Genomic DNA, 25,029 nt, shown 5'->3' with positions numbered 1-25,029 from the left:
GTGCTGCACGTACGGGAAATGCCTGAAGCGCACGCGCAGCGTTTGCCGCGTCTGGCTACTTTTTCAAGGGGCAGGTGTTGATGCCCAGCAGTGTGTAGGCGGGGCAGAAGCGGAACAGGCCGGTGGCCAAGGGGACGACGCCCAACCAGCCCCACCATCCCACAGTGTTGGTGGCAGCCAAGGCAATCAGCACCAAGCCTGCCACGATGCGCAGCACGCGATCAATGGTTCCAACGTTGACGTTCATGACAATTCCTTTGGGTTACGCATGGGCCCCGGGGGGCGGGACCTTTCTTGCACAGGAGGTGGCGCATGGCTGATGCACCACCGAATCAGTCGAAAGACGGTGGCTCGGGAGACGCCACGGGTTTGCCCGCCGCAGCCCAGGCGTCAAAGCCGCCTGCGATGGACTGCACCAGCAGGTAGCCCATGTCGCGCATGGCGCAGGCTGCCAAGGCGGCCCTCCCGCTGGTCTTGCAGTACACCACCACCTTCAGATCGCGCGAGGTGAGTGCAGGCGTGCTGCTGAGCTTGAACTCCAGAACGCCGCGCGAGGCGTGGATGGCACCGGGTATGTGTCCGGCCTGATACTCATCGGCCTCACGCACGTCGATGAGCACATCTGCCAGTCGGAGGGCTTCATCGGCTTGGTCGATGGGGACTTCATGGACCTGAGCTTTCGCCGCAGCCACGAGATCGTGGGCTGTTTTCATCGGGTGTTTCCTTTAGTAGTGTGACGGTGGATATGCCGTGGTTTCATTTGAGGACGACGTTGTTGGCGTCCAGCACTTTCAGCACGATGGGAATGCCCTGCCCCACGCTCTGGGTTACCGTGCAATAGCTTTCGAACTGGCCCAGCACGCGGTCCAGGTGTTCCAGTTGTGCGGCAGGTACGCCCAGTTGCAAGGTGGCGTCCATGCGCATCACACGCAGGCGTCCCTCTGGGTTGCGGCCCACCTGGGCCACCACGGTGGCGCGCAAGGGTTCCGGTGACTGTTTGAATTTGCGCAGCGCAAACAACAGGGAGTCACTCAGGCAGTTGCCCACCGCTGCGCAAAGCAGCTGCACCGGCGATGGGCCCTTGCCCGAGCCCAACGGGACGGGTTCATCGCCGATCAGGTGGGGGACGGTGCCGCCAAAATGGATGTCAAAGCGGTAGTCCTCTTGCTGGACAAGCTCAACGGTGACTTGTTCGTTGCTCATGGAAATCTCCGGGATCTTCTGAGGGGGCTCGTGGATAGCGTGTCACAGCGCGTTCACGGGAATCTTGAGATAGGTCATGCCGTTGTCTTCTGCCGGGGGCATCGCCCCGGCCCTGATGTTGACCTGCACCGACGGCAGGATGAGAACGGGCATGTCCAGCGTTGAATCGCGCCGGGTGCGCAGTTCGACGAATGCCGCTTCGGTCATGCCGTCGTGCACATGGATGTTGTGGGCGCGCTGATCGGCGACCGTGGTCTGCCAGGCCGGGGCGCGCTCCGCGGGGGGGTAGTCGTGGCACATGAAAAGGCGGGTCTGTGCGGGCAGGCTGAGCAGCTTGCGCACCGACTGGTACAGCGTGTGCGCATTGCCACCCGGGAAGTCGCAGCGCGCGGTGCCGACGTCGGGCATGAACAGGGTGTCGCCCACCAACACGGCGTCTGCGATCTGGTACGCCATGCACGCAGGGGTGTGGCCCGGCACGGCCAGCGCCTTGGCTTCGAGCTGGCCAATAGAAAACACTTCTTCGTCGTGCAGCAGGTGGTCGAACTGACGGCCATCCGCGTGGAACTCTGGCTCCAGGTGGAAGATGGCTTTGAACACCTCTTGCACCTGGGTGATGGCGGCTCCGATGGCGATTTTCCCTCCCAGCTTGCTGCGAAGGTAGTGCGCGGCGGACAGGTGGTCGGCATGGGCATGGGTTTCCAGAATCCATTGCACGGTCAAACCCTTGCTCTGGACGAACGCTACCAGGCGATCCGCAGAATGCGTGCGGGTGCGTCCTGATTTTGCGTCGTAGTCCAGCACCGAATCCACCAGTGCGCAGTGGCCCCCGGGTTCGTCAAACACCACGTAGCTCACGGTCCAGGTCGCGTCGTCAAAGAAGGCTTCTATCTGGGGCTTCACGGGGGTCTCCTGTTGCAGGTTCGATGGACACAATGCTCCGAGTGTGGCGGTGGCAAGCGCGTGATCCCATCAGTCGCGTTCGATGGGACGGCCCAGCTGCAGGGCCACGCTGCTCACACCGCCGCCATTGGACACCTGGCTATAGCCTTGCGTGCGCAACCACTGGACTGCCATGCCCGAGCGAGCGCCCGAAAGGCAGCAAAGCACCATCGGTTGGTCGCGGTGCGGCAGCGCTGCAGCGGCTTGCTGGGCCAGGCTGTCCAGCGGCAGGTTGATGGAGCCAGCCACATGGCCTGCTGCGAATTCGCCGGGCGAACGGACATCGACGACCAGGGGAAGCGTGGGGGCGGGGTGGGGGTTCATGGCGCTGGCGGGGTGAGGGTGTGGGATGAGGGCATGGTTGGAGGCGTTCACGGTGTGGGCGGGGCCAGCATGTGCGCTGTGTCGGTGGCCGCTTGCAACGCGGCCTCGTCGAGCTGGCCCGCCAAAGCCATCAACTGCAGGCGTTCTTGCGCCATGCGGGTCTGGTGCCCCAGCAGGTTGGATTGCGACTGCATCGCGTCATTGTGTGCCTGCAGCAAATCCAGTGTGGTGCGGTCGCCCACCTGGCGACCCAGTTGGGTCGCCTGCAGCCGAACCTGGGCCGACCTGAGCGCCGACTTCAGGGCCTGGGTCTGGGCAGCTCCGGCCTGCAGGTGCAGCCAGCTGGCGCGTACCTGCTGGGCGACGGCGAGCCGGGCGCTGTCGAGGTCGGCCTGGGCCTTGTCCTGAAGGCGCAGCAGTTCCTGCTGGCGCGCATCAAGTTGGCCACCGGTGTACAGCGGCACCTGGATTTGCACACCCACCATGTACTGGCGTGCGGAGTTGCTGGCCGAGCCCCACCGGCCTGATCCTGACAGGTGGTCGCCACCGGCCTGGGCCACCAGGTCCACCTTGGTGCTGGCAAAACGCGCCGCCTTGGTCGCCTCTTGCTCGGCCAGTGCGAGGGCCTGCGCCTGGGTGCGCACCTGGAGGTTGTCCTGCGCGGCGAGATCCAGCCAGTGAGACAGGGGCGCGAGGGGCTTGCCATCGCGCAAGACGGTGGTTTCGTTGCCCGACGAGGCTGGCAGGTGTAGGGGGGGCAGTTGCGCAGGACTCCAGCCTGTGGTCTGGGCCAGAGCCTGGCGCGCAATCTGCATCTCAACATCGGCAGCCTGCACCAGTGCAGCGTTGGCCTGCGCGCGCGCCTCGGCTTCGCGCACATCCGTGACCGGCGAGTCCCCCAATGCAAAGCGGTCCTGCGCCTCTTTGAGAGCCTGATCGGTTGCCTCCTGCTGGCGCAGTAGCAACGCGCGCTGCTGCTGCGCCAGCACGGCCGAGAAGTATTGCTGGGCCGTTCGCAGCATCAGCTGTTCCTGCACCGAGGCGGCCTGCAGTTCTGCCAGATCGGCGGACAGCAGCAGCTGGCGCCCCTGTGCGCTGCGCTCGGGGTTGTACAGCGGCATGCGAGCCTCCACACCCCAGCGTGTACCCGGGCCGCTGCGGACCGAGGTGTCAAAACCCACCCCAGAGGTCTGTGGCGTCCCTGGCATGGAAAACGCGGCCCCCTGGGCAGAGGTCTGTGAGCCCATCGCGCCTGCCGCAGCCTGGGCCGTTACGGATGGGTTCCACAAACGGCTGGCCTGCACGCGGCGGGCCTCGCCTGCGGCGCGTGTGGCCGCCGCTGCTGCCAGGTCCGGGTGTTGCTGCCGTGCGGCCAGCCAAGCCTCGTGCAAATCTGCCGCCTGGGCTGCACCCATGCCGCAGGCCAGCAAGGCAGCGCTCAGGAGGAGTTTGCGCATGGCGTGGTCCTCCTTAGCAGCCTGGGCGCACGCCCAGCTTGCGCAAGATGGTCTCCATCAGGCACCACTTGGTGAGCCCGCTCTGAAGCAGGTTCACGCCCACGAACGCCGTGAAGGCCAGCCACCACTGGCTGGCAAAAACAGGGCTGCCAGGAATGCCCAGCGCCAGAGAAAGCAGGATGAAGGTGCCTGCGACCAAACGAACGATTTGCCAGGTTGTCATGATGAACTCCTTGTTAAGAAACGATAGAAACTGGGCGTGGGTGCGTGGTTACGCGCCGGTCAATGGGGCTTTTGCTCCTGCAGGCGAGTGATGCCCAGGAGCTTGAGCACGTACTTCTCGTAGATGGGCTCGGAATTGCCCGACTTCATCTTGTTCAGGAAGTACTTCTCGAAAGCAATCTTGCCCAGGTGCACCCATTTGCCCTTCTTGAACCAGTTGACGTTGCGCGGCGGCATCTGCGGCAGCGCGACAAACGCCGCGCCGGTGTCCCCCATGTCGGCCAGGCAGATGGCGTTCCAAGTGGCGGTGGCGGTGGCGGGCTGGCCCGCGATGTCAGCGGCAATGTTGTGCACGATGGCCGAGACCATGGTCTCGATCATGTAACCCGTCTTGGGCGCCCCGGTGGGGACGGGTGTTACCTCGACGGGAGGAATCGCAACGCAGACCCCGGCAGAGAAGATGTGGGGGTAGGCCTTGCTGCGCTGGTGCTCGTCGATCAACACGAACCCGCGCGGGTTGCACAGCCCCGGTACAGACGCCACGGCATCGACGCCTTTGAAGGCAGGCAGCATCATCGACAGCTTGAAGTCCAGCTCGTGCTGCTGGTGCACCTGGCCTTTGTCGTCCAGCTGCTCGACAAACATCTTGCCCGCTTCGATCCGCGTGGTGCGCGCGTTGTGAATCCACTTGATGTCCTGGCTGCGCAGCTCGCTCTCCAGCATGCTTTTGCTGTCGCCCACGCCGCCCAGGCCCAGGTGGCCGATATAGGGCTCGCTGGTGACAAAGGTGATCGGCACCTTGTGGCGCAGCTTGCGCTTGCGCAGGTCCGCTGCAACGATGAATGCGAACTCGTAGGCCGGGCCAAAACAGCTCGCGCCTGGCATGGCGCCAATGACGATGGGGCCGGGGGCTTCCAGAAACTTTTGGTAGTCGCGCCAGAAGTGCTCGGCGTGGTCCACGGAGCACACCGAATGTGTGTGCCCGTTCAGAGGGCCAGAACCAGGCACTTCCTCAAACGCCAGCCGGGGGCCGGTGGTGATCACCAGGTAGTCATAGGCCACGGTGCTTCCGTCTTCCAGCATGACGGTTTTGCCCGGAGCATCGATGGATTTCACCGGTTGGGCGATGAAATCAATGCCCTTGCGCTCCAGTAAGGGGCGGATCTGCAGGACGATGTCATCGCGCTTTCGCCAGCCCACGGCGATCCAGGGGTTGGAGGGCACGAACTGGAAGTAGTCCACCGCGCTGATCACTGTGATCCGATCTTCGCGTGGCAGCTTGCTGCGCATTTCGTACGCAGCCGGCATGCCCCCGATACCCGCTCCAATAATCACTACATGTGCCATGGTTGTCTCCTGTGGTTGAAGGATGGTTGCCCGATCGTTCGTTCAGTGCGTTCGGTGCGCTGTTCACTGCGTTCCGTGGTGAACGGAAGCCTCTGAGGGGCTGTTGTCAGGTGGGTTGGCGGGACCGGCACCGTTGGTGCTGCTGCCCGCGCTGCGGTCCCGGTACGCTGCGTAGTACAGGGTGGGAATCACCACGAGCGTGAGCACGGTGGAAACAAAGATGCCGAAGATCAGTGAAATGGCCAGGCCATTGAAAATCGGGTCGTCCAGGATGAAGAACGCGCCGATCATGGCCGCCATCCCCGTCAGCACAATGGGCTGTGCACGGGTGATGGCCGAGTGGACGATGGCCGTCTTCAGGGGTACGCCCTCGCGCACCTGCAGGTTGATGAAGTCCACCAGCAGGATGGAGTTGCGCACGATGATGCCCGCCAGGGCAATCATTCCGATCATGCTGGTGGCCGTGTACTGCGCGCCCAGCAAGGCATGGCCGGGCATCACGCCGATGATGGTCAGCGGGATGGGCGCCATGATGATGAGTGGCGTGAGGTAGGAGCCAAACTGCGCCACCACCAGCAGGTAGATCAGGATCAGGCCCACCGCGTAGGCAGCGCCCATGTCGCGGAAGGTCTCAAACGTGATCTGCCATTCGCCATCCCATTTGATGGCGTAGCCCCGCAGGGCATCCGCAGGCTGGCGCACAAAGTATTCCTGCACCGATCCGCCATCAGGCGCCACGATGCGGGCAATCGCGCTGCGCGCCTGGAACAAGCCGTACAGCGGGCTGTCGACACGGCCCGCCATGTCGGCCACCACAAAATTCACCGGCAACAGGTCCTTGTGATACACGGGCTGTTCGCGCAGGGTGTCGCTCACCGTGACCAGCTCGCGGATGGGGACCAACTGGCCTTGAGAACCCCGGACCGTCAGGCGCAACAGTGCCTCCAGGTCGCCGTGGCTTTCTGCGGGCAATTGCAAAAGCACGGGCGCCGGGTATTTGCTGGTGTCGCGCAGCCAGGTGGTGGCTTCGCCGCTCAGCCCCGCATGCAGCGCGCTCACGATGGCCTGCTGGGGAATGCCCAGCAGGGACGCCTTGCGCCGGTCCACGATGAGCAGCTTGCGAGGGGCGTCGGCAATGCTGCTGTCGTCGGCGTCCACAATGCCTTCGGTAGCGGCCAGCGCGGCGCGCACAGCACGCGCCACTTCGCGCCTGCCATCGGCCTCGGGGCCATACACCTCGGCCACGATGGGCGACAGCACAGGCGGGCCGGGAGGCACTTCCACCACCTTCACATTGGCGCCATGGCGCTTGCCGATCTCTTGCAAGGCGGGGCGCACCCGCATGGCAATGGCGTGGCTTTGGTCCTTGCGGTGTTGCTTGTCCACCAGATTGACCTGGATGTCACCGACCTCGCCCCCCGAGCGCAGGTAGTACTGGCGCACTAGGCCGTTGAAGTTGATGGGGCCAGACAGGCCTGCGTAGGCCTGGTAGTCGGTCACCTCGGGCACGGTCGCAAGGTGTGCGCCCAGCTCATGCAGCACGGCGGCCGTGCGCTCTACCGGGGTGCTCGCAGGCATGTCCACCACCACCTGGAACTCGGACTTGTTGTCGAACGGCAGCATCTTGAGCTGCACCCATCCGAGCACCGGCAAAGCGACCGACAAGGCAATGAGTGCCGCCACGCCCAGCCCCAGCCAGCGGCGATTGCGCCGGCCTTGGGTGTCATCCAGCAAGGGGCTGAAAACCCGCTCGAAGGTGGGCGCGATGCGAGCGCTGAGCCCACTGTGCACCGGGCTGGAATGCCCTGATGGATGGCCAGTGTGCTCCTTCATCCACAGCCGGGCCAGCCAGGGGGTGATGACGAACGCCACGGCCAGCGACAGCAGCATGCCCATGCTGGCGTTGATGGGGATGGGGCTCATGTAGGGGCCCATGAGGCCGCTCACAAACGCCATGGGCAGCAGGGCGGCAATCACGGTGAATGTGGCCAAAATGGTGGGGCCACCCACCTCGTCCACCGCGTGCGGGATGATGTCCTTGAGGCTGCGGCCGGGGTGCAGCAGCTGGTGGCGGTGGATGTTCTCCACCACCACAATGGCGTCGTCCACCAGGATGCCGATCGAGAAAATCAGCGCAAACAGCGATACCCGGTTGAGGGTGAAGCCCCAAGCCCAGGACGCAAACAACGTCACCGTGAGCGTCAGCACCACGGCCACGCCCACGATGGCGGCCTCGCGGCGGCCCAGGGCCAGGAAGACGAGTGCCACCACCGACGCTGTTGCGAACAGCAGCTTCTGGATGAGCTTTTGGGCCTTGTCGTTGGCGGTGGCGCCGTAGTTGCGGGTTTCCGTCACCTCCACGCCGTCGGGAATCACGGTGTTGTGCAGTTGTTCGACCCGCTGCATCACCGCATTGGCGACGTCGATGGCGTTCTCTCCCGCCTTCTTGGTCACCGTGAGGGTCACGGCCGGGTATTCGTCCACGGCGCTCTGCGGGGCTTCGCCGCTGGTACTGGCGGTGCTGGCGGTGCGCCGTGGAACCCCATGCCAGACGTAGCGGCTGGCGGGCAAGGCACCGTCCTGAACATCGGCCACATCTTTCAGGAACACCGGCTTGCCCGAGCGCACGCCCACCATGAGGTCGGCCACCTCATCGGCGCGCGCCAGAACGGGGCCGCTGTCCAGCTGAATGGTTCGGTCGCCGCCCAGCAGCTCGCCCACGGGTAGCCCCATGTTGGCCGACTGCAAGGCGCGGCGCAGGTCGTCCACTGTGGTGCCGGTGGCTGCCATGCGGTTGGTGTCCATGCGCACCAGCACGGCGCGGCCCGGGCCGCCCAGAGTCTGCACTTCGCGGGTGCCGGGCACGCGCTTGATCTCGGCCTCCAGGCTGTGGGCCACTCGCTCCAGCGCAAAGGCACCGGAGGTTTCGTCGCGGCTGTGCAGGGTGAGCGTTACCACGGGCACGTCGTCGATGCCCTTGGGCTTGATGATCGGGTCCATGGCCCCCAGCCCTTTGGGCAGCCAGTCGGCATTGCTGCGCAAGGTGTCGTGCAGGCGCACCAGCGCCTCGGTGCGTGGCACGCCCACCTTGAACTGCACCGTCATCACCGCCACGCCGGGCCGGGACACCGAGGTCACGTGCTCCGTGCCTTGCATCTGCGACAGCACCTGTTCGGTGGGCGTCGCAATCATTTGCTCCACATCTGCCACGGAGGCACCGGGGAACGGCACGATGACATTGGCCATGGTGACGTCGATTTGGGGCTCTTCCTCGCGGGGGGTGACCAGCACGGCAAACACGCCGAGCAAAAACGCCACCACAGCCAGCAAGGGTGTGATTTGCGCGCCCTGAAACAAGGCGGCGATGCGCCCGGAGATTCCGAGCGGAGAAGGATTTTTGGGGGTGCTCATGTCAGCGCACCTTGGCAGCAGCTTGGGGCTTGAGTGCAATGCGGTCGCCTGCGCGAACGCCGCTCAACACCTCCACCATGTCGCCAGCGGGCCGCCCCAGGCGCACCTGCCGCAGCAGCGGTCGGCCCTGGCCGTCCAGCACGTAGACGCCCGTCATTTCCGCGCGCCGCACCACCACACTGGCGGGTACCAGCAGCGGGCCCACGGCAGCGGCTGTCGGTGAGGTAGTGCCCTTGCCAGCGTCCAGCCACAAGCGGGCGAACATGCCGGGTGCCACGCCCACCACGCTGGTTGGCAGCTCTGCGCGCACCTGCACCGTGTGGCTTTGTGCATCCACGGTGGGCAGCACCTGCACTTTGGATGCCGGGACCGCGATGCGCGAAGCGGAGACCCCCGGAATGTCCACCTGCAGCTCGCCAGTGCCTCCATCGCGCAGCGTGGCGGCCTGTTGCTGCCCGACATGGGCGGTAACGCGCATCAGCGAAGGGTCGTACACGGTCAGCAGGGGTTTGCCCGGCATGGCCATGTCGCCCAGGGTGGCGGGCACATGGCCCACCACGCCCGCAAAAGGCGCCTTGATGACGTAGAAGCCCGATTGCGTGGTGGCCGCACCTGCCTGCGCCAGCAGGGCCTGCACCTGCGACTGGCTGGCGCGCCACTGGGCCTCTGCCCGGTCCAGTGCGGCCTGGCTGATGTACTGCTTCTGGAACAGCTGCTTTTGGCGCTCGTATTCCTTGGTCGCGACGTTTTGGGCGGCGCGCGCGGCGTCCACCTGGGCCGCGCTGGCAGCGGCGTTCTGTTGCGCTGCGCGCGCATCAATGCGTGCCAGCTCCTGGCCCGCCGTAACGCGGTCGCCCGCCTTGGCAGAGAGGCTGATCACCGCACCCTGTACCTGGGCGGAGAGGGTGGCGTCCCGCACGGCCTCGACCTGGGCGTCCACACTGCTCGCCAGCTGGGCGGCAGCGGGCTTGACGGTAAAGGTGGCGACCGGCTGCGCAGCGGTATCGCCAGCCGCCCAGGCGCCGGACACGGCCAGGGAAAGCGCTGCGGTCAACAGGGTCAGGGACTTCATGGCGGCTCCAGGGAATCTTTGTAAGATTGATTATTTAACTAATCAGCTAATTAGTCAATAATGTATCATGCGTTCCCAATGCACGGAGATCCCGCGATGAAAGAAATGCCCCCCGAAGCCCTTGAGCAGGTCGCTGCCTACTTCCAGGTTCTTGCCGAACCCACGCGGCTGCGCATCCTCAATTTGCTGCGGGACGGAGAGAAAAACGTGGGAGACCTGGCGCAGCAATGTGGCTACACGGCGGCCAATGTCTCCAGGCATCTGTCGTTGATGACCAAACACGGCCTTGTGGCCCGGGAGGGGCGCGGGACCAGCGTGTACTACCGGCTGACCGATGAGTCGGTCGATGCCTTGTGTGATCTGGTCTGCGGCAATATTGCACGCCAGCTGGAGCGGGACTCGGCGGCGCGTGCCGCGTTTCAGGTGGTGCGCTGAGCCTAGCCCACCAGGTTTCTGGGCGCAGTGGCCCGCCTAAAAAACGCCCAGCGCCAAACCCTGCGCCATCGCTTCGCCCAAGGCTCGGCAGCGTTCCAGTTCATCGCTGCAGATGCTCTTCCTGGCCAGAATCGCTTCTGGCGTCTGCGCGTGGGTGCAGACAATGAGGGGCTCTGCGATGGCCCGCAGGCGCCAGCCGGTCGCAATGCGTTCCATCTGCCGGGCCGCGTTGTGCCCATCGCTGCCCGCGCAGACCAGGCATGCATAGGGGCGGCCATTGACGTGGTCGAGCACGGCGTAGTAGCTGCGGTCAAAAAAATCCTTGAGTTGCCCGCTGATGGCTGCAAGGTTTTCCGGGGTGGCAAAAATGAACCCGTCCGCGCCCAGCACGTCTGCGGCGCCCGCTTGTGCGGCATGCAGCAGTCGCACTTGAACGGCCCCATCCTTGTCGGAGCAAGCACCTGCCCGTGCGGCATCTGCCATCTGGCGCGTGCCATCCGTCATCGAGTGGTAGACGATCAACAAGGTCTTGCGGGGGCTCATGGGTAAAGCATAGCCCCTCGCCCTGTGACCCCTGAAGACCCGCTTGCCGCCATGCAGGGGCGGCCCCATTGACCCGCATTCGAGAAGCGCGTTCAATCCGCCAAGATGCCCGGTTGGTTGCAAATTGTCGCAATTGGCACGAAGCCCAGGGGGCAGTGCTAGAGCGCCGCCGCAACGCAGATTTCTTCCTTGCAGAGGTGACACCATGAGCATTGCCAGACGTCTTCATGCCATTTCCTTCCTGCTGATTGCAGGACTGGCCGGGATCGCCGTACTGGCCTGGATCTATCTGGGTGAGGTCAATCACCAGACCGAACTGGTGGCTCGGGAAGAGGTGCCGCGCCAGCTTCAGGCCAGTGCCATGGAGTTGAACGTCACGCGGGTTTCCTTGCAGGTTCGCCATGCCATCCTGGTCCGCACACCCGAAGACCTGGCCGCCACGCTCGCAGATATCGGCGAGAAAAGGCGCCTGATTGACAAAGACCTTGCGGGCTTCCAGCAAGCAGTAAATTCGGCATCGGAAAAGGCACTGAGTGCCGAATTGACCCAAGGACTGGAAGCTTTCTGGCGGGTTGCCGAACAGAACCTGCAGTTGATCAAGGAAGGAAAGAAGGAGCCAGCGTTTGACTTCCTGGTCGCGTCCACGATACCTACGCGCAATGTGGTGCTGGCAGTTCTTGCCAAGGAGAAGGAACACCAGTCCAAGCTGCTCGATGCCAGCCTTGCCGAGATTGGGCGGGACGTCAAGCTGACCTTGCGTGCGCTGGTGAGCTCCGTTGTGGTGGTGGCTATCGGACTGCTGCTGTTTTCATGGCACATCGGCGCTACCCTCCTGCGCCGGGTTGCCGAGTCACAAGCCGTGGCTGACCGCGTGCGCAATGGCGACCTCACCACGGCGGTGGTGGATGCGTCGCAGGATGAATTCAGCCCCCTGCTGGCAGCGCTGGCCGTGATGCAGGACTCGCTGACCCGCATCGTCAGCCAGGTGCGCAGTGGTTCGGAAACCGTGGCGGCGGCCAGCGCGCAGATATCCATCGGCAACAGCGACCTTTCCGCCCGGACGGAGAACCAGGCCAGTGCGCTGGAGCAGACCGCTGCCGCCATGGAGGAACTCAATTCCACGGTGCAAAACAATGCGCAGAATGCACGCCAGGCCAATGCCCTCGCCCAGAGTGCATCCGCGGTGGCCAAGCAGGGGGGCGATGTGGTGTCGAAAGTGGTGGACACCATGAGCGGCATCAACGAAAGCTCCAAGAAGATTTCCGAAATCATCGGTGTCATTGACGGGATCGCGTTCCAGACCAACATCCTGGCCCTGAATGCGGCCGTGGAGGCTGCCAGGGCGGGTGAGCAGGGACGGGGTTTTGCCGTGGTGGCCTCGGAGGTGCGCAGCCTCGCGGCACGCTCTGCGGAGGCCGCCAAGGAGATCAAAACGCTCATTGCCACGAGTGTCGAGCGGGTTGAGGCTGGCACCGTGCTGGTCGGCACCGCCGGGCAGACCATGAAAGAGGTGGTCTCGTCCATTGAGCGGGTGACGGAGACGGTGGCGCAAATCAGCGCGGCCGGAACCGAGCAAAGCGAAGGGGTGAACCAGGTCAATGTGGCGGTGAACCAGATGGACCAGGCCACCCAGCAAAACGCAGCACTGGTGGAGGAGATGGCCGCAGCAGCCTCCAGCCTGAGCACCCAGTCGAGGAAGTTGGTGGAAACGGTCGCAACGTTCAAGCTCTCCGGCGTTGCCCAGCCACTGGAATCGGGGCAGCATGCGGGCCAGCGCCTGATGCTGGCCTGAACGTCAGCGCCCTGACAACAGGCCCCGGGCGGAGTGCTGCACATCAGGGGCGGCGAGCCGCTCTTTGCGCAGGGCCAGCTTGCGGTACAGCGTCTGGCGGCTGATGCCCAGGGTGCGCGCTGCGTGGCTCATGTTGCCCCGGCAGCTCTCCAGCGCCTGCTGGATGGCCGATTGGGACAGCTCATCCAGGTTTTGCGGAGGGCGCTCCGTGGTGGACTGTGTGGAAAAACGATCCGCGCTTTGCAGTTCTTCCAGAAAGTCATCCGACAGGTGGTGCCATTCCACCATCTCCTCGTGCGCGTCCAGCATGGCGCAGGCGGTGCGCAGCACGCTGGCGCATTGGCGCAGATTGCCCGGCCAACGATATTTTTCCAGCGCTGCCATCAACGAAGGGTCCAGGCGCAGGTGTCGGGCGGGTTCAATGTCCTGGAGCATGCGCTGGCTCAGCGCTTCGAAGTCGGTGCGCTCGCGCAGGGGGGGCAGCTCGACCGCCAGACCGTTGATCCGGTAGTACAGGTCGGTGCGAAACCGTCCCTGCTCCGCCTCTTCGCGCAGCTTGCGGTTGGAGGCACAAATGAGGGCAAAGTCCACGGCCACCGGCTGCGCGCTGCCCAGCGGCACCACCTGCCGCTCCTGCAGCACGCGCAGCAGCCGCGTCTGGAGGGTCAGTGGCATGTCGCCAATCTCATCAAGAAACAGCGTGCCGCCATGGGCTTCGCGCAGCAGGCCCAGGCGCCCCTCGCGCCGGCCGCCGGTGAATGCGCCGGGGCTGTAGCCAAACAGCTCGGACTCGATCAGCGACTCGGGCATTGCGGCGCAGTTGATGGCGATGAAGGGGCCGTCGCGGCGCGGGCCACTTTGGTGTGCACTGCGCGCAAACCACTCCTTGCCAACCCCGGATTCGCCCTGGATGAGCAGGGCGATGGGCTTGCCCAGAATGCGCCGCGTTTTGGCGGCAGCCGTGCGCCAGCGGGCATCGCCGGTGTCCAGCTGGGCCAGCGCATCCTCCGGGGGGCGGGTAGGCGCAGATGGGGGCAGGGTCCGCACTGTGCGCTTGTCGGGCACTGGCAGCCCAAAAAGCGGGGCGCCATCGTGCCGCCGCAAGGACAGCGGCGCGTCGGGTCGGCGGTGGTGGCGCGCCAGAAGCTCTTGCAGGTCCACGTTCAGGATCTGGTCCAGCGAGATGCTGCCCAGCTGCGCCACCGAAATGCGCAGCAGCGCCAGCGCACTGCGGTTGCCGCCCACCACCCAGCCGTCTTCCGACACCAGCGCGATGCCTTCGGCCACGGTGCCAATGCCCTCGGGGTGCGTGTGCAGGTGCAGGCGGACATGGCGCTGGCTGCCCGACACCAGCAGCCGGTTTTCGATCATGTGGGCGGCGGTGCTGACCAGCCCCAGCGTGTGGGGGTTGCCCCGGCTGTGTTCGCTGGAGATGTCCAGAATGCCCAGTATCTGCCCGGTGGCAGACAGGATGGGAGCGGCGGCGCAGGTCAGAAAGCCGTTGCGCTCCAGAAAATGTTCTGCGCCGTGCACTTCCACGGGCGCCATTTCGGCCAGCGCGGTGCCGATGGCGTTGGTGCCGCGCTGCTTTTCGTGCCACGAGGCGCCGCTGGTCAGGGCCACCCGTTCAGCCTTGCCGAGAAAGTAGGCGTCACCACAGGTGTCCACCAGCGTGCCGCAGGGGCTGGCCAGCACCACCACGCTCTGGCTGTCGCGTACCTGCTCAAACAGGTACTCCATCACGGGGCGCGAATGCGCCAGCAGCTCCTGGTGGTGGCCGCGCAACTGCCGCAAGGCCTGATGTTCCAGGTTGTCGGGGTTGCCCAGTCGCCCGGTGGGCAGCAGGCCGCTGTCCAGGCTGCGCTGCCACGACCGTGCCAGGCGCTCGTCCACGAGGCCGATGGGGCATTGGCCTGATTCCAGCAGGTGCTGGCGGGCTTGCCGCAGTGCCACAGATGTGGAAGTGGATCGCATGGTGTTTGTCTCCTGCCCGGGCGTCATGAACGCGCCCTGTTTGAAAGCCAGTATGGCGGTGGCCAGAGGCCAGGGCAATAGCCAGCGCTGAGGGGCCGCTTCAACTGTTCCATTTCGTGACAGGTGTCGCGTTCTGGAGCGGACACCTTAACGGCCGATGGGTTGTGCATTCTTGCGGACGCGCAAACAAAGCCATAAAAATCAAACACTTAGCAGGTGGGGCAGGTTGGCACGGGTTTTGAGTCATGTCCTCTATCTGGCGGCGCGGTGTGCCGACCAGATGTCCACAAATCCACCGGAGACAGACAACATGACCGTTTACGCAGCCCCCGGCGCCGCTGGCGCCAAGATCGCCTACAAGCCCCAGTACAACAACTTCATCGGCGGCCAATTTGTGCCCCCGGTCAAGGGCCAATACTTCGATGTGATCTCGCCCGTCAACGGCAAGATCTACACCCAGGCCGCCCGCTCCACCTTTGATGACATCGAGCTGGCGCTGGACGCCGCCCACGCCGCTGCCGACGCCTGGGGCAAGACCGACGCCGCCACGCGCAGCAATATCCTGCTGAAGATTGCCGACCGCATCGAGCAGAACCTGGAGCTGCTGGCCTATGCGGAAACCGTGGACAACGGCAAGGCCATCCGCGAAACGCTGAACGCCGACATCCCACTCACCGTGGACCACTTCCGCTACTTTGCGGGATGCGTGCGTGCGCAGGAAGGCGCCCTCTCCAACATCGACGAGAACACCGTGGCGTACCACATCCAGGAACCACTGGGCGTGGTGGGCCAGATCATTCCGTGGAACTTCCCCATCCTGATGGCGGCGTGGAAACTGGCGCCTGCCCTGGGCGCGGGCAACTGCGTGGTGCTCAAGCCTGCAGAGTCCACCCCCATTTCCATACTCATCCTGGCCGAGCTGATTGCCGACCTGCTGCCGCCCGGCGTGCTCAACATCGTCAACGGCTATGGCCGTGAGGCGGGCATGCCGCTGGCCACCAGCAAGCGCATTGCCAAGATCGCCTTCACCGGTTCCACCAGCACCGGCCGCGTGATTGCGCAGGCCGCCGCCAACAACCTGATTCCCGCCACGCTGGAGCTGGGCGGCAAGAGCCCCAACGTGTTCTTCGCCGACATCATGGACAAGGACGATGCCTTCCTCGACAAGTGCGTGGAAGGCCTGGTGCTGTTCGCGTTCAACCAGGGCGAGGTCTGCACCTGCCCCAGCCGAGCGCTGATCCAGGAAAGCATTTACGACAAATTCATGGAGCGTGTCTTGAAGCGCGTGGCGGCCATCAAACATGCCAACCCGCTGGACTCCGACAGCATGATGGGCGCGCAGGCTTCCAAGGAGCAGCTCACCAAGATCCTGTCGTACCTGGAACTGGGCAAGGCCGAAGGCGCCGAAGTCCTGGCTGGCGGTGGCCAAGCCCACCTGGGTGGCGACCTGGAAGGCGGCTACTACGTGCAGCCCACGCTGTTCAAGGGCCACAACAAGATGCGCATCTTCCAGGAAGAAATCTTCGGTCCCGTGCTGGCCGTGACCACCTTCAAGGACGAAGCCGAAGCGCTGGCCATTGCCAACGACACGCTGTACGGCCTGGGGGCGGGCGTGTGGAGCCGCAACGGCAATGTGGCCTACCGCATGGGCCGCGCCATCAAGGCCGGGCGGGTGTGGACCAACTGCTACCACGCCTACCCCGCGCACGCGGCGTTTGGCGGCTACAAGGAATCGGGCATTGGGCGCGAAACGCACAAGATGATGCTGGACCATTACCAGCAAACCAAGAATCTTTTGGTTTCGTACTCGGAAAACAAGCTCGGCTTCTTCTGATGGTGGTGGCGGTCCACAGACCGTCCCTGGCGTCGTTGCTCTCCCTTGCCGTAGCGTTGCTACTGTATGCGGGAGAGACGCCTAGCCAGGAACGGCCTGTGAACCGCTGGTGACGCTGCGGCAGAGTCGTTCTGCGGCAGCTTTTTGCGTTGGCCCATCAGGAGATCACCATGGTCGAGAGAGTCATTGCCACCGACGCAGCCCTTGCGCTGATTGCGCGGCTGCAGGCGCAGCATGGCAGCGTCATGTTCCACCAGTCGGGCGGGTGTTGCGACAACAGTGCCGCCAACTGTTACTTGCCCACCGACCTGACCATTGGGGCGGGGGATGTCTTGCTGGGGCATGTGGGCGGCGCGCCGTTCTACATCGGTAAATCGCAGTACGAATACTGGAAGCACACGCAGCTCATTCTGGATGTGATTGACGGGCACGGCGGCACGTTTTCGCTGGAGGGCAGCACCGGCAAGGCTTTCCACACCCGCTCGCGCCTGTTCACGGACGAGGAGTGGGCTGGGATTGAACCGCTGGTCGCCCGCGATCTGGCGTGATGTGAGGCGGTGCTCTCTTCACGCGCCGTCGCCGGCGTTGCCCGTGATCGGCAGCACTGTGCCGGTGATGTAGCTGGAGCAGCACGGCGCTGCAAGAAACACGTAGGCGGGTGAAATCTCCTCGGGCTGCGCCGGGCGGCCCAGGTGGGCCTTTGCACCAAATTTTTCGATGTCGTCTGGCGCCTTGTCCGCTGGGTTGAGCGGGGTCCATACCGGCCCGGGGGCGACAGCGTTCACTCGGATGCCTTGGTCGGCAAGGTTGTGAGCCAGGGCCTTGGTGAACGCATGGATGGCCCCCTTGGTGGCCGAGTAGTCGATCAGTTCCTTGCTGCCGCGCAGCCCGGTGACGGAGCCGGTGTTGATGATCGAGTCACCCCGGTGCAGGTGGGGCAGGGCTGCCTTGGCCATGTGGAAGTAGCCGTAGATATTGGTCTGGAACGTTTCGTCAAAACGCTCGGCCGTCAGTTCTTCCAGGGAGGCCGCATGCTCCTGGAATGCCGCGTTGTTGACCAGCACATTGAGCTTGCCAAAAGCGGTGACCACCTGCCGCACGGCATCGGCGCAGTACGCAGCGTCTTTGACGTCGCCGGGGATCAGAATGCACCGGCCGCCTTCGGCCTCCACCAGCTGGCGAGTCTGCTCGGCATCTTCATGTTCCGCCAGGTACGCAATGGCAACGTCCGCGCCCTCGCGGGCAAACAGCACGGCCACCGCGCGGCCAATGCCCGAGTCACCGCCAGTGACCAGGGTAGAGAACCCTTTGAGTTTGTCGCTGCCCCGGTAGTGGGCTGCCTCGAACTGGGGCTTGAGTTCCATGTCCGCCTCCAGGCCCGGTTTGGTGAGGTGCTGGTCGGGCAGCGGAGGTGCCGGTTCCGCATGACCCGGCCCCGGTGCCGCTGGACTGCCTTTGCCCTGCGTGGGTCGTGCCTTGCTCTTTGGAGGATGGTGTGTGTCGTGGCGGTCCTGCTCGGTCTGGATCCGCCTCTGCTTCTGGACCGTTGCATGGACCGCTGTGTCGGAAGGGGGCGTTTTGGATGTGTTCATGGCAGAGGGTGCTGGCTCAATGAATGAAAGAAAAACGAAGCGCAGGGGTGTGGCGCGCTGAATGAAGGCCGCAACAGAGGCAAAAAGTAAGGCCGCGCTGCTTCCGAGGTGGAGGCAGCGCGGCCCGAGGTCACAAGGCGGACGCCCCACCGCCGGCTTGCGGCTTGGCGTGCGCCCGTTTGGCCTGCATCAGTCTCACGGCAAGGCGCCGCTCGACGGATCAGCGCTGGTTCTGGGGTGTGCGGCGGGAAGAATCGCCATGTTGCTCACGGCTTCCCTGATTGCCGCTGGAGCCCGAAGGGTCGTTCTGCCCCTGCTGGCGGTTGCCAGATGGGTCGTTGCTTTGCTCGGCCTGTCGGCTGCCCTGGTTCTTGCGCTGGGAGTCGTTGTTGTCGGTGTGCTGGTTCTGGCCTTGAGGGTTGTTGCTGGACATTGATATCTCCTGGTGAAAGAAAAGAAAAATTGCACACGGGGAGCCGTGTGTGAGTTCATTCTCAAAATGCACCAGGGCAATTTCTGTAGTCCCTGTCCTATAGGTGGGTCGTCCTTTTTCCATCTGCCGTAAGCAAACGCGCACCAGTCCACTGAAACCGAGAAATCGGCTGTGCGTGAGGGTCTGGCAGGGCCGTCCTCTAGGCGGCGGGCGCAGGCGGGTTGCACACCCGGCGAGCACGGCAACGACGAGGGCGGCCCTGCCAGGCCCTCACCCTTCGGGCCGGGGTGGCAGCAGGCGCATCGCGGCGTTGCGGGCTTTGCCAAGGCGGCCAGCCTTGGCCGCAGCCCGCGCCTTGCGCTGCACCCGCTACCACCTCGGCGCACAGCCGATTTCTCGATTTCAGTGGACTCGGTTTCTGCATCTTGCGAGGCGCGCAAAGGTGCGTGGGATTCTTCTGGATAGTGCAGCGTGGCGCTTTGGCTGTGCTGGCGGGAAGGGCGGGGCGCGTGCGCGAAAGTGCGCCGTTCATTTCTCGCCTGACTATGCGCAACTGCTGCGAGCGTGGTGGATGACTTGAATGCTATAAAAATAATAGCTTTTTGCGCTTATCCATCAAGCGCTAGGGCCCTATTGAACTCAAAATTTGATGCGCAATCCGACCAACCTGGAGGCGCACCACCACCAGCGCACTTCCCGTGCCGCCGGCCTACGGACCGGCGGCGATGTAGCTCAGTAGGTCTCCAGGTGCAACCGTCCTTCGCGCTGGAGTGCGGCGCCCACAGCGTCCCACTCCAGTCCGGCTTCGCTGGCGATGTCGCGCAGGGCCATCACCACGCCTTCTTCCATGCTCTTCAGGCCGCAGACATAGAAGTGGCTGTTGCCGTCGCGCAGCAGCGCAGCCAGGTCAGCGGCGCGCTCGCGCATCAGGTCTTGCACATAGCGCTTGGGCTGCCCGGCGGTGCGGGAGAACGCCAGGTTGATGTCGATGAAATCCTTGGGGAGGTTTTGCAGCGGGCCAAAGTACGGCAGCTCCTGCTGCGTGCGTGCGCCGAAGAACAGCATGAGCTTGCCGCCTTCAAACTTGCCGCTGCTGCGCAGGCGCCGACGCCATTCGGTCATCGCGCGCATGGGGGCGCTGCCGGTGCCGGTGCAGATCATCACGATGTGCGAGCGCGGGTGGTTGGGCATCAGGAAGGAGCTTCCAAACGGCCCCACCACCTGGACCTTGTCGCCCACTTTCAGATCGCACACGAAGTTGGAAGCGATGCCGCGCACGGCGTTGCCGTCGTGGTCGGTGGTCACGCGCTTTACCGTGAGCGCCAGGTTGTTATAGCCGGGCCGCTCGCCATTGCGCGGGCTGGCGATGGAGTACTGGCGCGCGTGGTGCGCCTTGCCCAGCGCATCGGTGCCGGGCGGGATGATGCCGATGGACTGCCCCTCCAGCACCGGGAACGGCATGCTCCCGAAGTCGAGCACCACGTGGTGCGTCTCGCTCTCAAAGCCCGCCTCGGTGCAGTTGAAGTTGCCAACCACGGTGGCGGTGGTGGGGCTCCTCGGGGGGAACAGGTTGGTGTAGGGGTGTGCGGCCGACCAGGGTGGCACCGTGGCGCCGTACTGCGCCGAGCGGAACGTCTGCGTGCCCGGCTCCATGGGCGTGGTCGGTGCAGCCGCTGCGGACGGCAGCTTTGTATCCCCGGCTGAAGTCGCCACGCCCTCGGCAGCCAGTTCATCGGGCGTGAGTTCGGGCGGCAGTTCTTCCCAGGTGAGCTGTTCTTCGATGCTGTAGGCGCGCGCCAGCGGCATGGTGCGCCAGTTGTCGATGGAGCCGGTGGGGCAGGGCGAGATGCAGGCCATGCAGCCGTTGCACACATCGGCGCGCACCACGTAGTTGTTGTCGTCGTGTGTGATGGCACCCACCGGGCAGGTGGCCTCGCAGGTGTTGCAGCGGATGCAGATCTCGGGGTCGATCAGGTGCTGCTTCAGGATGCCGTTGTCGATCAGCGTGGTGGTGGTCATGCCCATATTCTTCTTCCAACAGTTGTTCCGGTGCCATGTCCCTGCGCCATTGCGCGCAGCGGTAACCAGTGGCGCGACCTGATGCCAGTGCCACCACGGAACCGGCTTTGCCGGGCCGCTGGAGGCGTCCCCTTCAAGGGGACGACGCGCAGCGGCTCAGGGGGATCAACCAAACCGCACGTATTCGAAGTCGACGGGCTGGCGGTTGATGCCCATGACCGGCGGCGCGATCCAGCCCGCAAACTTGCCGGGCTCCACCACGCGCCCCATCAGCGAGGCAACGAAGGCAAAGTCCTCGGGCGTGGGCAGCCACTCGGCCTTGCGGGCTGTCCATTCGGTTTCGCTCACCACGCGGCCGTCGGGTGACATCTTGATGCCCGCCAGCGCCCCGATCTGGCGGTTGAAGGCCTTGTGTGGCACGGCCAGGCGCGTGGGGATGCCGGCCTTTTCCAGCACCTTGTTCCAGCGGCCTACGCCCGCCATCGAGTCCTTGATGAAGTCGTCGCGCAGCACCTCGTTCAAGGCGTTGAGCATGGGCACTTCCTTCTCCTGCAACTGGCCGTTGACAACTTCCAGCACCTTGTAGGTCTGGCCCTTGAGGATGTGGTCGTCACTCCGCTTGCCCTCTTCGTAGCGGCCCTTGAGGCCGGAGCTATAGAACGTGGCGGCGTTGCTGGACTGGTCGGCACCGAACAGGTCGATGGTCACGCTGTAGTGGAAGTTGAGGTAACGCTGGATGGTGGGCAGGTCGATGGCGCCGGCCGCACGCACCCGGGCGGGGTCGTCGGTCTTGAGGTCGTTCATCACCTGCGCGGTGCGGCTGAGCACGCGCGAGATGCCGCTTTCGCCCACAAACATGTGGTGCGCCTCTTCGGTCAGCATGAACTTGGTGGTGCGCGCCAGCGGGTCGAAGGCACTCTCGGCCAGCGCTGCCAGCTGGAACTTGCCGTCACGGTCGGTGAAGTAGGTGAACATGAAGAACGCCAGCCAGTCGGGCGTCTTCTCGTTGAACGCGCCCAGGATGCGTGGGTTGTCCACGTCGCCCGAGGTGCGCTGCAGCAGTGCCTCGGCCTCTTCGCGGCCATCGCGGCCAAAGTGCTTGTGCAGCAGGTAGACCATGGCCCACAGGTGGCGGCCTTCTTCCACATTGATCTGGAACAGGTTGCGCAGGTCGTACATGCTGGGCGCCGTCAGGCCCAGGTGGCGCTGCTGCTCGACCGAGGCGGGCTCGGTGTCGCCCTGCGTCACGATGATGCGGCGCAGGTTGGCGCGGTGCTCGCCGGGCACGTCTTGCCAGGCCTTTTCACCCTTGTGGTCGCCAAAGTGGATTTCGCGGTTGGTGTCACCGGGGTTCAAAAAGATGCCCCAGCGGTAGTCGCGCATCTTCACGTGGCCGAACTGCGCCCAGCCGTTGGGGTCCACGCTCACGGCGGTGCGCAGGTACACCTCGTGGTTGGTGGAGCCCTCGGGGCCCACGTCGTCCCACCAGTTGATGAAGTTGGGCTGCCAGCCTTCGAGCGCGCGCTGCAACGTGCGGTCTTCGCCGAGGTTGACGTTGTTGGGGATCTTCTCGCTGTAGTTGATGGTGCTCATGGATGTCTCCTCGTTGGATGGAAAACCGAACGGTCGGGGTTGGGGCTAGACGCGATTCAAGTCGAAACCGGCTTTCTGGCCCGTGCCATAGACCTTGAGCGCGCCTTTGTCGCCCACGGCGTTCGGGCGGTTGAAGATCCAGTTCTGCCAGGCGGTCAGGCGGCCGAAGATGCGGGTGTTCATGTTCTCCTTGCTGGCAAAGCGCAGATTGGCCTCCAGCCCGGTGAGCGAGTCGGGCGACATGGCCGCGCGTTCTTCGATGGCGATGCGGATCTCGTCGTCCCAGTCGATGTCATCTGGGGCGGCGGTGACCAGGCCGAGTGCCAGAGCGGCATCGGCGTCCAGTGGCTTGCCGGCGGCCGAGCGGGCTGCCTCCATGGGCGTGGCTTCTTCGTAAAAGCGGCGTTGCAGGCGGCTCTGGTCGTTCACCATCGGCAGCAGGCCGAAGTTGAATTCGTTGAGCGTGATCTTGGGCGCGCGCTCGGCATCGTCGGGCAGGGCGAGCATGTAGGTGCGGTCGGCCGCAAACGCCAGTTCTGCCAAGGAGCCTGCAAAGGCCGAGCCGGATTCGACCAGCGCAAACAGGCTGCGCGACGACACATCCAGCCGTGCAAAGGTGCGGCGCAGTGCGCCAATGGTTTCGCGCACGAGCCAGTGGTCCTGGTGCGCGATCAGCATGGCATCGCTGGCCAGCACGGCCTGGGCATCACCTTCGGTCTTGAGCAGCCAGGTGCCAATATCGAGCTCGTTGGTGCGCAGGTTCAGGATGGCGTCGTCCAGCTGGCGCGCCAGGGCCAGCGGCCACCAGGCGGCGCCTGCGGCTTCGATGCCAGCGATGTCCGTGGGTTGCGCGCCGGTGGGGGCCTTCAGCGTGAGCGTGGCGGTGCGGCGGGTGCGGTCGATGTCCACGCTGACATGTGCGTAGCGCAGGCTGTCGGTACTTTCTTCACGCTCCACGCGGGTCAGGGGCACGCCCTGTGCGTGGGCAGGGCGGGGGCTGCCTTCGGCCAGGCGTGCGGCGGTTTCATCGACGGCGGCGGCAAACTGCGCGGGCTTGGCGATGCGATCCACCAGGCGCCAGTCCACCGCGCGTTGGCCGCGCACACCTTCCACGCTGGTGCAGAAGATGTCGGCCAGGTCGTGGCGCACATGGCGCTTGTCGGTCACGCGGGTCAGGCCGCCGGTGCCGGGCAGCACGCCGAGCAGCGGCACTTCAGGCAGCGACACGGCCGACGAGCGGTCGTCCACCAGCACGATCTCGTCGCAGGCCAGGGCCAGCTCGTAGCCACCGCCCGCGCATGCGCCATTCACGGCGGCGACGAACTTCAGGCCCGAGTGTTTGGACGAATCCTCGATGCCGTTGCGCGTCTCATTCGTGAACTTGCAGAAGTTCACCTTCCAGGCGTGGCTGGAGACACCCAGCATGAAGATGTTGGCGCCCGAGCAAAAGATGCGGTCCTTGGCGCTGGTGACGATGACTGTGCGCACCCTGGGGTGCTCGAAGCGGATGCGGTTGAGTGCGTCGTGTAGCTCGATGTCCACACCCAGGTCATAGCTGTTGAGCTTGAGCTTGTAGCCGGGGCGGATGCCACCGTCTTCGGCGATGTCGAGCGACAGGCGCGCCACCGGGCCGTCTACGGCCAGCGTCCAGTGGCGGTATTGGGTCGGATCGGTGCGGTAGTCCACGCGGGTGGGGGCGGGTGTGGTCATGGGGTCTCCATCCATCTGCTAACAGGAATAATAATGCATTAAATGCGTCGCTGATGTGCATCATCGTGCATATAAACAGGCAAGTCAATGCATGTCGCTGTTTTCTGCGGATTTTTCTGAAACCACGCGGCGGCAGCCCCGGAGAGCTTCGGGGCTGTGGGCTGGTGGTGGGGAGGAGGTCAGCCTGGCCGGGCGGTCATCAGCTTGCGCACTCCGGTGCGCAATTGCTGCAGGCTGTCTTCCAGGCTGCTCCCGGAGGTGTCGATAGTGAGGTCGGCTTTGGAATAGAAGGCCGCGCGCCCTTCCAGGATGCGGCGCAGGTCGTCCATGGCCTCCTTGCTGGCGGCCATGGGGCGCATATCGCCCTGGGCCAGCACGCGGCCCATGTGTTCCTCGGGCGCGGCGCGCAGCCACACGGTGGTGCAGTGCGCGAGCAGCTCGTTGAAGGTGGCGGGGTCCGAGACGATGCCACCGGGCGTGGCGATAACCACTTCGCTGTGGATCTGCACGGTTTCTTCGAGGGCGCGGCGTTCGTAGCGGCGGTAGGCCGTGGTGCCGTAAAGGTCGTGGATCTCCCGCACGCTGCAGCCCGCCAGGGTTTCGATCTCGCGGCTCAGCTCAATAAAGGGCACGTCCAGGTCGCGCGCCAGCAGGGGGCCCAGGGTGGATTTGCCCGCGCCCCGCAAGCCAATGAGTGCGATGCGCCTATGGCGTGCCGTGTCGCTGCCACCGCCGCTCAACAGTTCGTGCAGCGCCAGCCGCGCACGGCGCAGCTCGGGCTCGCTGCGGTGCTCCAGCAGCTCCCGGATCAGCAGCCATTCCGGCGAGCGTGTGGTGAAGTCGCCCACCAGCTCGGCCAGCGAGCAGTGCAGGGCGCCTGCCACTTGCTGAAGCACCAGGATGGACGCGTTGCCGGTGCCGTATTCGAGGTTGGCCAGGTGCCGCTCGGACACGTCGGCCGCCATCGCCACGGCCTTGCGCGTGAGGCCGCGCTGTGCGCGCAGGTTGCGCACGCGCTCGCCCAGCGCGACCAGCAGGGGGTTCTTGCCCTCTTCCGCAGCCCCCGGCATGTTGTCGGCAGGCGTGGAGAGCGCGGTTTCTGCGTCTTCTTGTTCGGTCATGCCCA

Annotated in this window: 22 protein-coding genes; 4 read left to right on the top strand and 18 right to left on the bottom strand. The window is 64.7% G+C overall.

Annotated features, from left to right (window positions below; translation table 11 throughout):
- Nucleotides 1-55: 55 nt before the first annotated feature.
- The 10 genes from ACODS0_RS20270 to ACODS0_RS20225 all read right to left on the bottom strand — a co-directional run bounded on the left by ACODS0_RS20270 (nucleotide 56) and on the right by ACODS0_RS20225 (nucleotide 9,978).
- Nucleotides 56-247 (bottom strand): YgaP family membrane protein, encoded by a 192-nt coding sequence (locus ACODS0_RS20270; RefSeq protein WP_121421177.1) that lies wholly within the window; start codon nucleotides 245-247, stop codon nucleotides 56-58.
- Between the two features lie 85 nt (nucleotides 248-332).
- Nucleotides 333-713 (bottom strand): rhodanese-like domain-containing protein, encoded by a 381-nt coding sequence (locus tag ACODS0_RS20265; protein ID WP_488836786.1) that lies wholly within the window; start codon nucleotides 711-713, stop codon nucleotides 333-335.
- A 43-nt stretch (nucleotides 714-756) separates the two neighbouring features.
- Entirely contained in the window at nucleotides 757-1,203 is a 447-nt protein-coding gene (locus tag ACODS0_RS20260; RefSeq protein ID WP_488836784.1) for an OsmC family protein, read from the bottom strand.
- A gap of 42 nt (nucleotides 1,204-1,245) precedes the next feature.
- Complete coding sequence (locus ACODS0_RS20255; protein ID WP_488836782.1) at nucleotides 1,246-2,106, bottom strand: MBL fold metallo-hydrolase; 861 nt, start codon at nucleotides 2,104-2,106, stop codon at nucleotides 1,246-1,248.
- Between the two features lie 69 nt (nucleotides 2,107-2,175).
- Nucleotides 2,176-2,520 (bottom strand): rhodanese-like domain-containing protein, encoded by a 345-nt coding sequence (locus tag ACODS0_RS20250; protein ID WP_233559562.1) that lies wholly within the window; start codon nucleotides 2,518-2,520, stop codon nucleotides 2,176-2,178.
- Nucleotides 2,517-3,926 carry a TolC family protein gene (locus ACODS0_RS20245; RefSeq protein WP_488836779.1) on the bottom strand — a complete coding sequence of 470 codons (1,410 nt, stop codon included), beginning with the start codon at nucleotides 3,924-3,926 and terminating at the stop codon, nucleotides 2,517-2,519. Before ACODS0_RS20245 ends, ACODS0_RS20250 begins: the two co-directional genes overlap by 4 nt.
- 13 nt (nucleotides 3,927-3,939) lie before the next feature.
- Complete coding sequence (locus ACODS0_RS20240) at nucleotides 3,940-4,149, bottom strand: YgaP family membrane protein (protein WP_055395335.1); 210 nt, start codon at nucleotides 4,147-4,149, stop codon at nucleotides 3,940-3,942.
- 59 nt (nucleotides 4,150-4,208) lie between these two features.
- Nucleotides 4,209-5,495 carry an NAD(P)/FAD-dependent oxidoreductase gene (locus ACODS0_RS20235; protein ID WP_488836777.1) on the bottom strand — a complete coding sequence of 429 codons (1,287 nt, stop codon included), beginning with the start codon at nucleotides 5,493-5,495 and terminating at the stop codon, nucleotides 4,209-4,211.
- A 63-nt stretch (nucleotides 5,496-5,558) separates the two neighbouring features.
- Nucleotides 5,559-8,906: an efflux RND transporter permease subunit gene (locus tag ACODS0_RS20230; RefSeq protein WP_488836775.1), complete on the bottom strand. Its 3,348-nt coding sequence runs from the start codon at nucleotides 8,904-8,906 to the stop codon at nucleotides 5,559-5,561.
- 1 nt (nucleotide 8,907) lies between these two features.
- Entirely contained in the window at nucleotides 8,908-9,978 is a 1,071-nt protein-coding gene (locus ACODS0_RS20225; protein ID WP_488836772.1) for an efflux RND transporter periplasmic adaptor subunit, read from the bottom strand.
- Nucleotides 9,979-10,074: 96 nt separating this feature from the next.
- On the opposite strand from ACODS0_RS20225, the gene ACODS0_RS20220 reads away from it, so the two are divergent.
- Entirely contained in the window at nucleotides 10,075-10,413 is a 339-nt protein-coding gene (locus tag ACODS0_RS20220; protein ID WP_055395322.1) for an ArsR/SmtB family transcription factor, read from the top strand.
- Between the two features lie 36 nt (nucleotides 10,414-10,449).
- Here the strand turns inward: ACODS0_RS20220 and ACODS0_RS20215 are convergent, their stop codons facing one another.
- Nucleotides 10,450-10,956, bottom strand: coding sequence for a flavodoxin family protein (locus ACODS0_RS20215; protein ID WP_228896163.1), 507 nt, complete (start codon nucleotides 10,954-10,956; stop codon nucleotides 10,450-10,452).
- Between the two features lie 205 nt (nucleotides 10,957-11,161).
- Here ACODS0_RS20215 and ACODS0_RS20210 point away from each other — a divergent pair, with 205 nt between their 5' ends.
- Entirely contained in the window at nucleotides 11,162-12,748 is a 1,587-nt protein-coding gene (locus ACODS0_RS20210) for a methyl-accepting chemotaxis protein (RefSeq protein ID WP_488836769.1), read from the top strand.
- Between the two features lie 3 nt (nucleotides 12,749-12,751).
- Here the strand turns inward: ACODS0_RS20210 and ACODS0_RS20205 are convergent, their stop codons facing one another.
- On the bottom strand, nucleotides 12,752-14,722 hold the full coding sequence (locus ACODS0_RS20205) for a sigma-54-dependent Fis family transcriptional regulator (RefSeq protein ID WP_488836768.1): 1,971 nt from the start codon (nucleotides 14,720-14,722) through the stop codon (nucleotides 12,752-12,754).
- Nucleotides 14,723-15,032: 310 nt separating this feature from the next.
- On the opposite strand from ACODS0_RS20205, the gene exaC reads away from it, so the two are divergent.
- Nucleotides 15,033-16,556 carry an acetaldehyde dehydrogenase ExaC gene (gene exaC, locus ACODS0_RS20200; RefSeq protein WP_488836766.1) on the top strand — a complete coding sequence of 508 codons (1,524 nt, stop codon included), beginning with the start codon at nucleotides 15,033-15,035 and terminating at the stop codon, nucleotides 16,554-16,556.
- 170 nt (nucleotides 16,557-16,726) lie between these two features.
- Complete coding sequence (locus tag ACODS0_RS20195; protein WP_488836764.1) at nucleotides 16,727-17,104, top strand: DUF779 domain-containing protein; 378 nt, start codon at nucleotides 16,727-16,729, stop codon at nucleotides 17,102-17,104.
- Nucleotides 17,105-17,122: 18 nt separating this feature from the next.
- Here the strand turns inward: ACODS0_RS20195 and ACODS0_RS20190 are convergent, their stop codons facing one another.
- The 6 genes from ACODS0_RS20190 to ACODS0_RS20165 form a co-directional block, all read right to left on the bottom strand.
- On the bottom strand, nucleotides 17,123-18,148 hold the full coding sequence (locus ACODS0_RS20190; protein ID WP_488836762.1) for an SDR family oxidoreductase: 1,026 nt from the start codon (nucleotides 18,146-18,148) through the stop codon (nucleotides 17,123-17,125).
- Nucleotides 18,149-18,368: 220 nt separating this feature from the next.
- Nucleotides 18,369-18,581 (bottom strand): hypothetical protein, encoded by a 213-nt coding sequence (locus ACODS0_RS20185; protein ID WP_055395311.1) that lies wholly within the window; start codon nucleotides 18,579-18,581, stop codon nucleotides 18,369-18,371.
- A gap of 732 nt (nucleotides 18,582-19,313) precedes the next feature.
- Entirely contained in the window at nucleotides 19,314-20,600 is a 1,287-nt protein-coding gene (gene boxA, locus ACODS0_RS20180; protein ID WP_121508972.1) for a benzoyl-CoA 2,3-epoxidase subunit BoxA, read from the bottom strand.
- Between the two features lie 165 nt (nucleotides 20,601-20,765).
- Nucleotides 20,766-22,193, bottom strand: a complete 1,428-nt coding sequence (gene boxB, locus ACODS0_RS20175) for a benzoyl-CoA 2,3-epoxidase subunit BoxB (RefSeq protein ID WP_121421163.1) — start codon at nucleotides 22,191-22,193, stop codon at nucleotides 20,766-20,768.
- A 45-nt stretch (nucleotides 22,194-22,238) separates the two neighbouring features.
- The gene (gene boxC / locus ACODS0_RS20170) at nucleotides 22,239-23,903 is read right to left on the bottom strand and encodes a 2,3-epoxybenzoyl-CoA dihydrolase (RefSeq protein ID WP_488836759.1); all 1,665 of its coding nucleotides are present in this window, start codon (nucleotides 23,901-23,903) and stop codon (nucleotides 22,239-22,241) included.
- Nucleotides 23,904-24,082: 179 nt separating this feature from the next.
- Nucleotides 24,083-25,024, bottom strand: a complete 942-nt coding sequence (locus ACODS0_RS20165; protein ID WP_488836757.1) for a helix-turn-helix transcriptional regulator — start codon at nucleotides 25,022-25,024, stop codon at nucleotides 24,083-24,085.
- Nucleotides 25,025-25,029 lie beyond the last annotated feature (5 nt).

Source organism: Acidovorax sp. FG60 (genome assembly GCF_057808995.1).
Note: the sequence above shows the minus strand (reverse complement) of the source record. Positions and strands in the feature narration are given on the sequence as shown.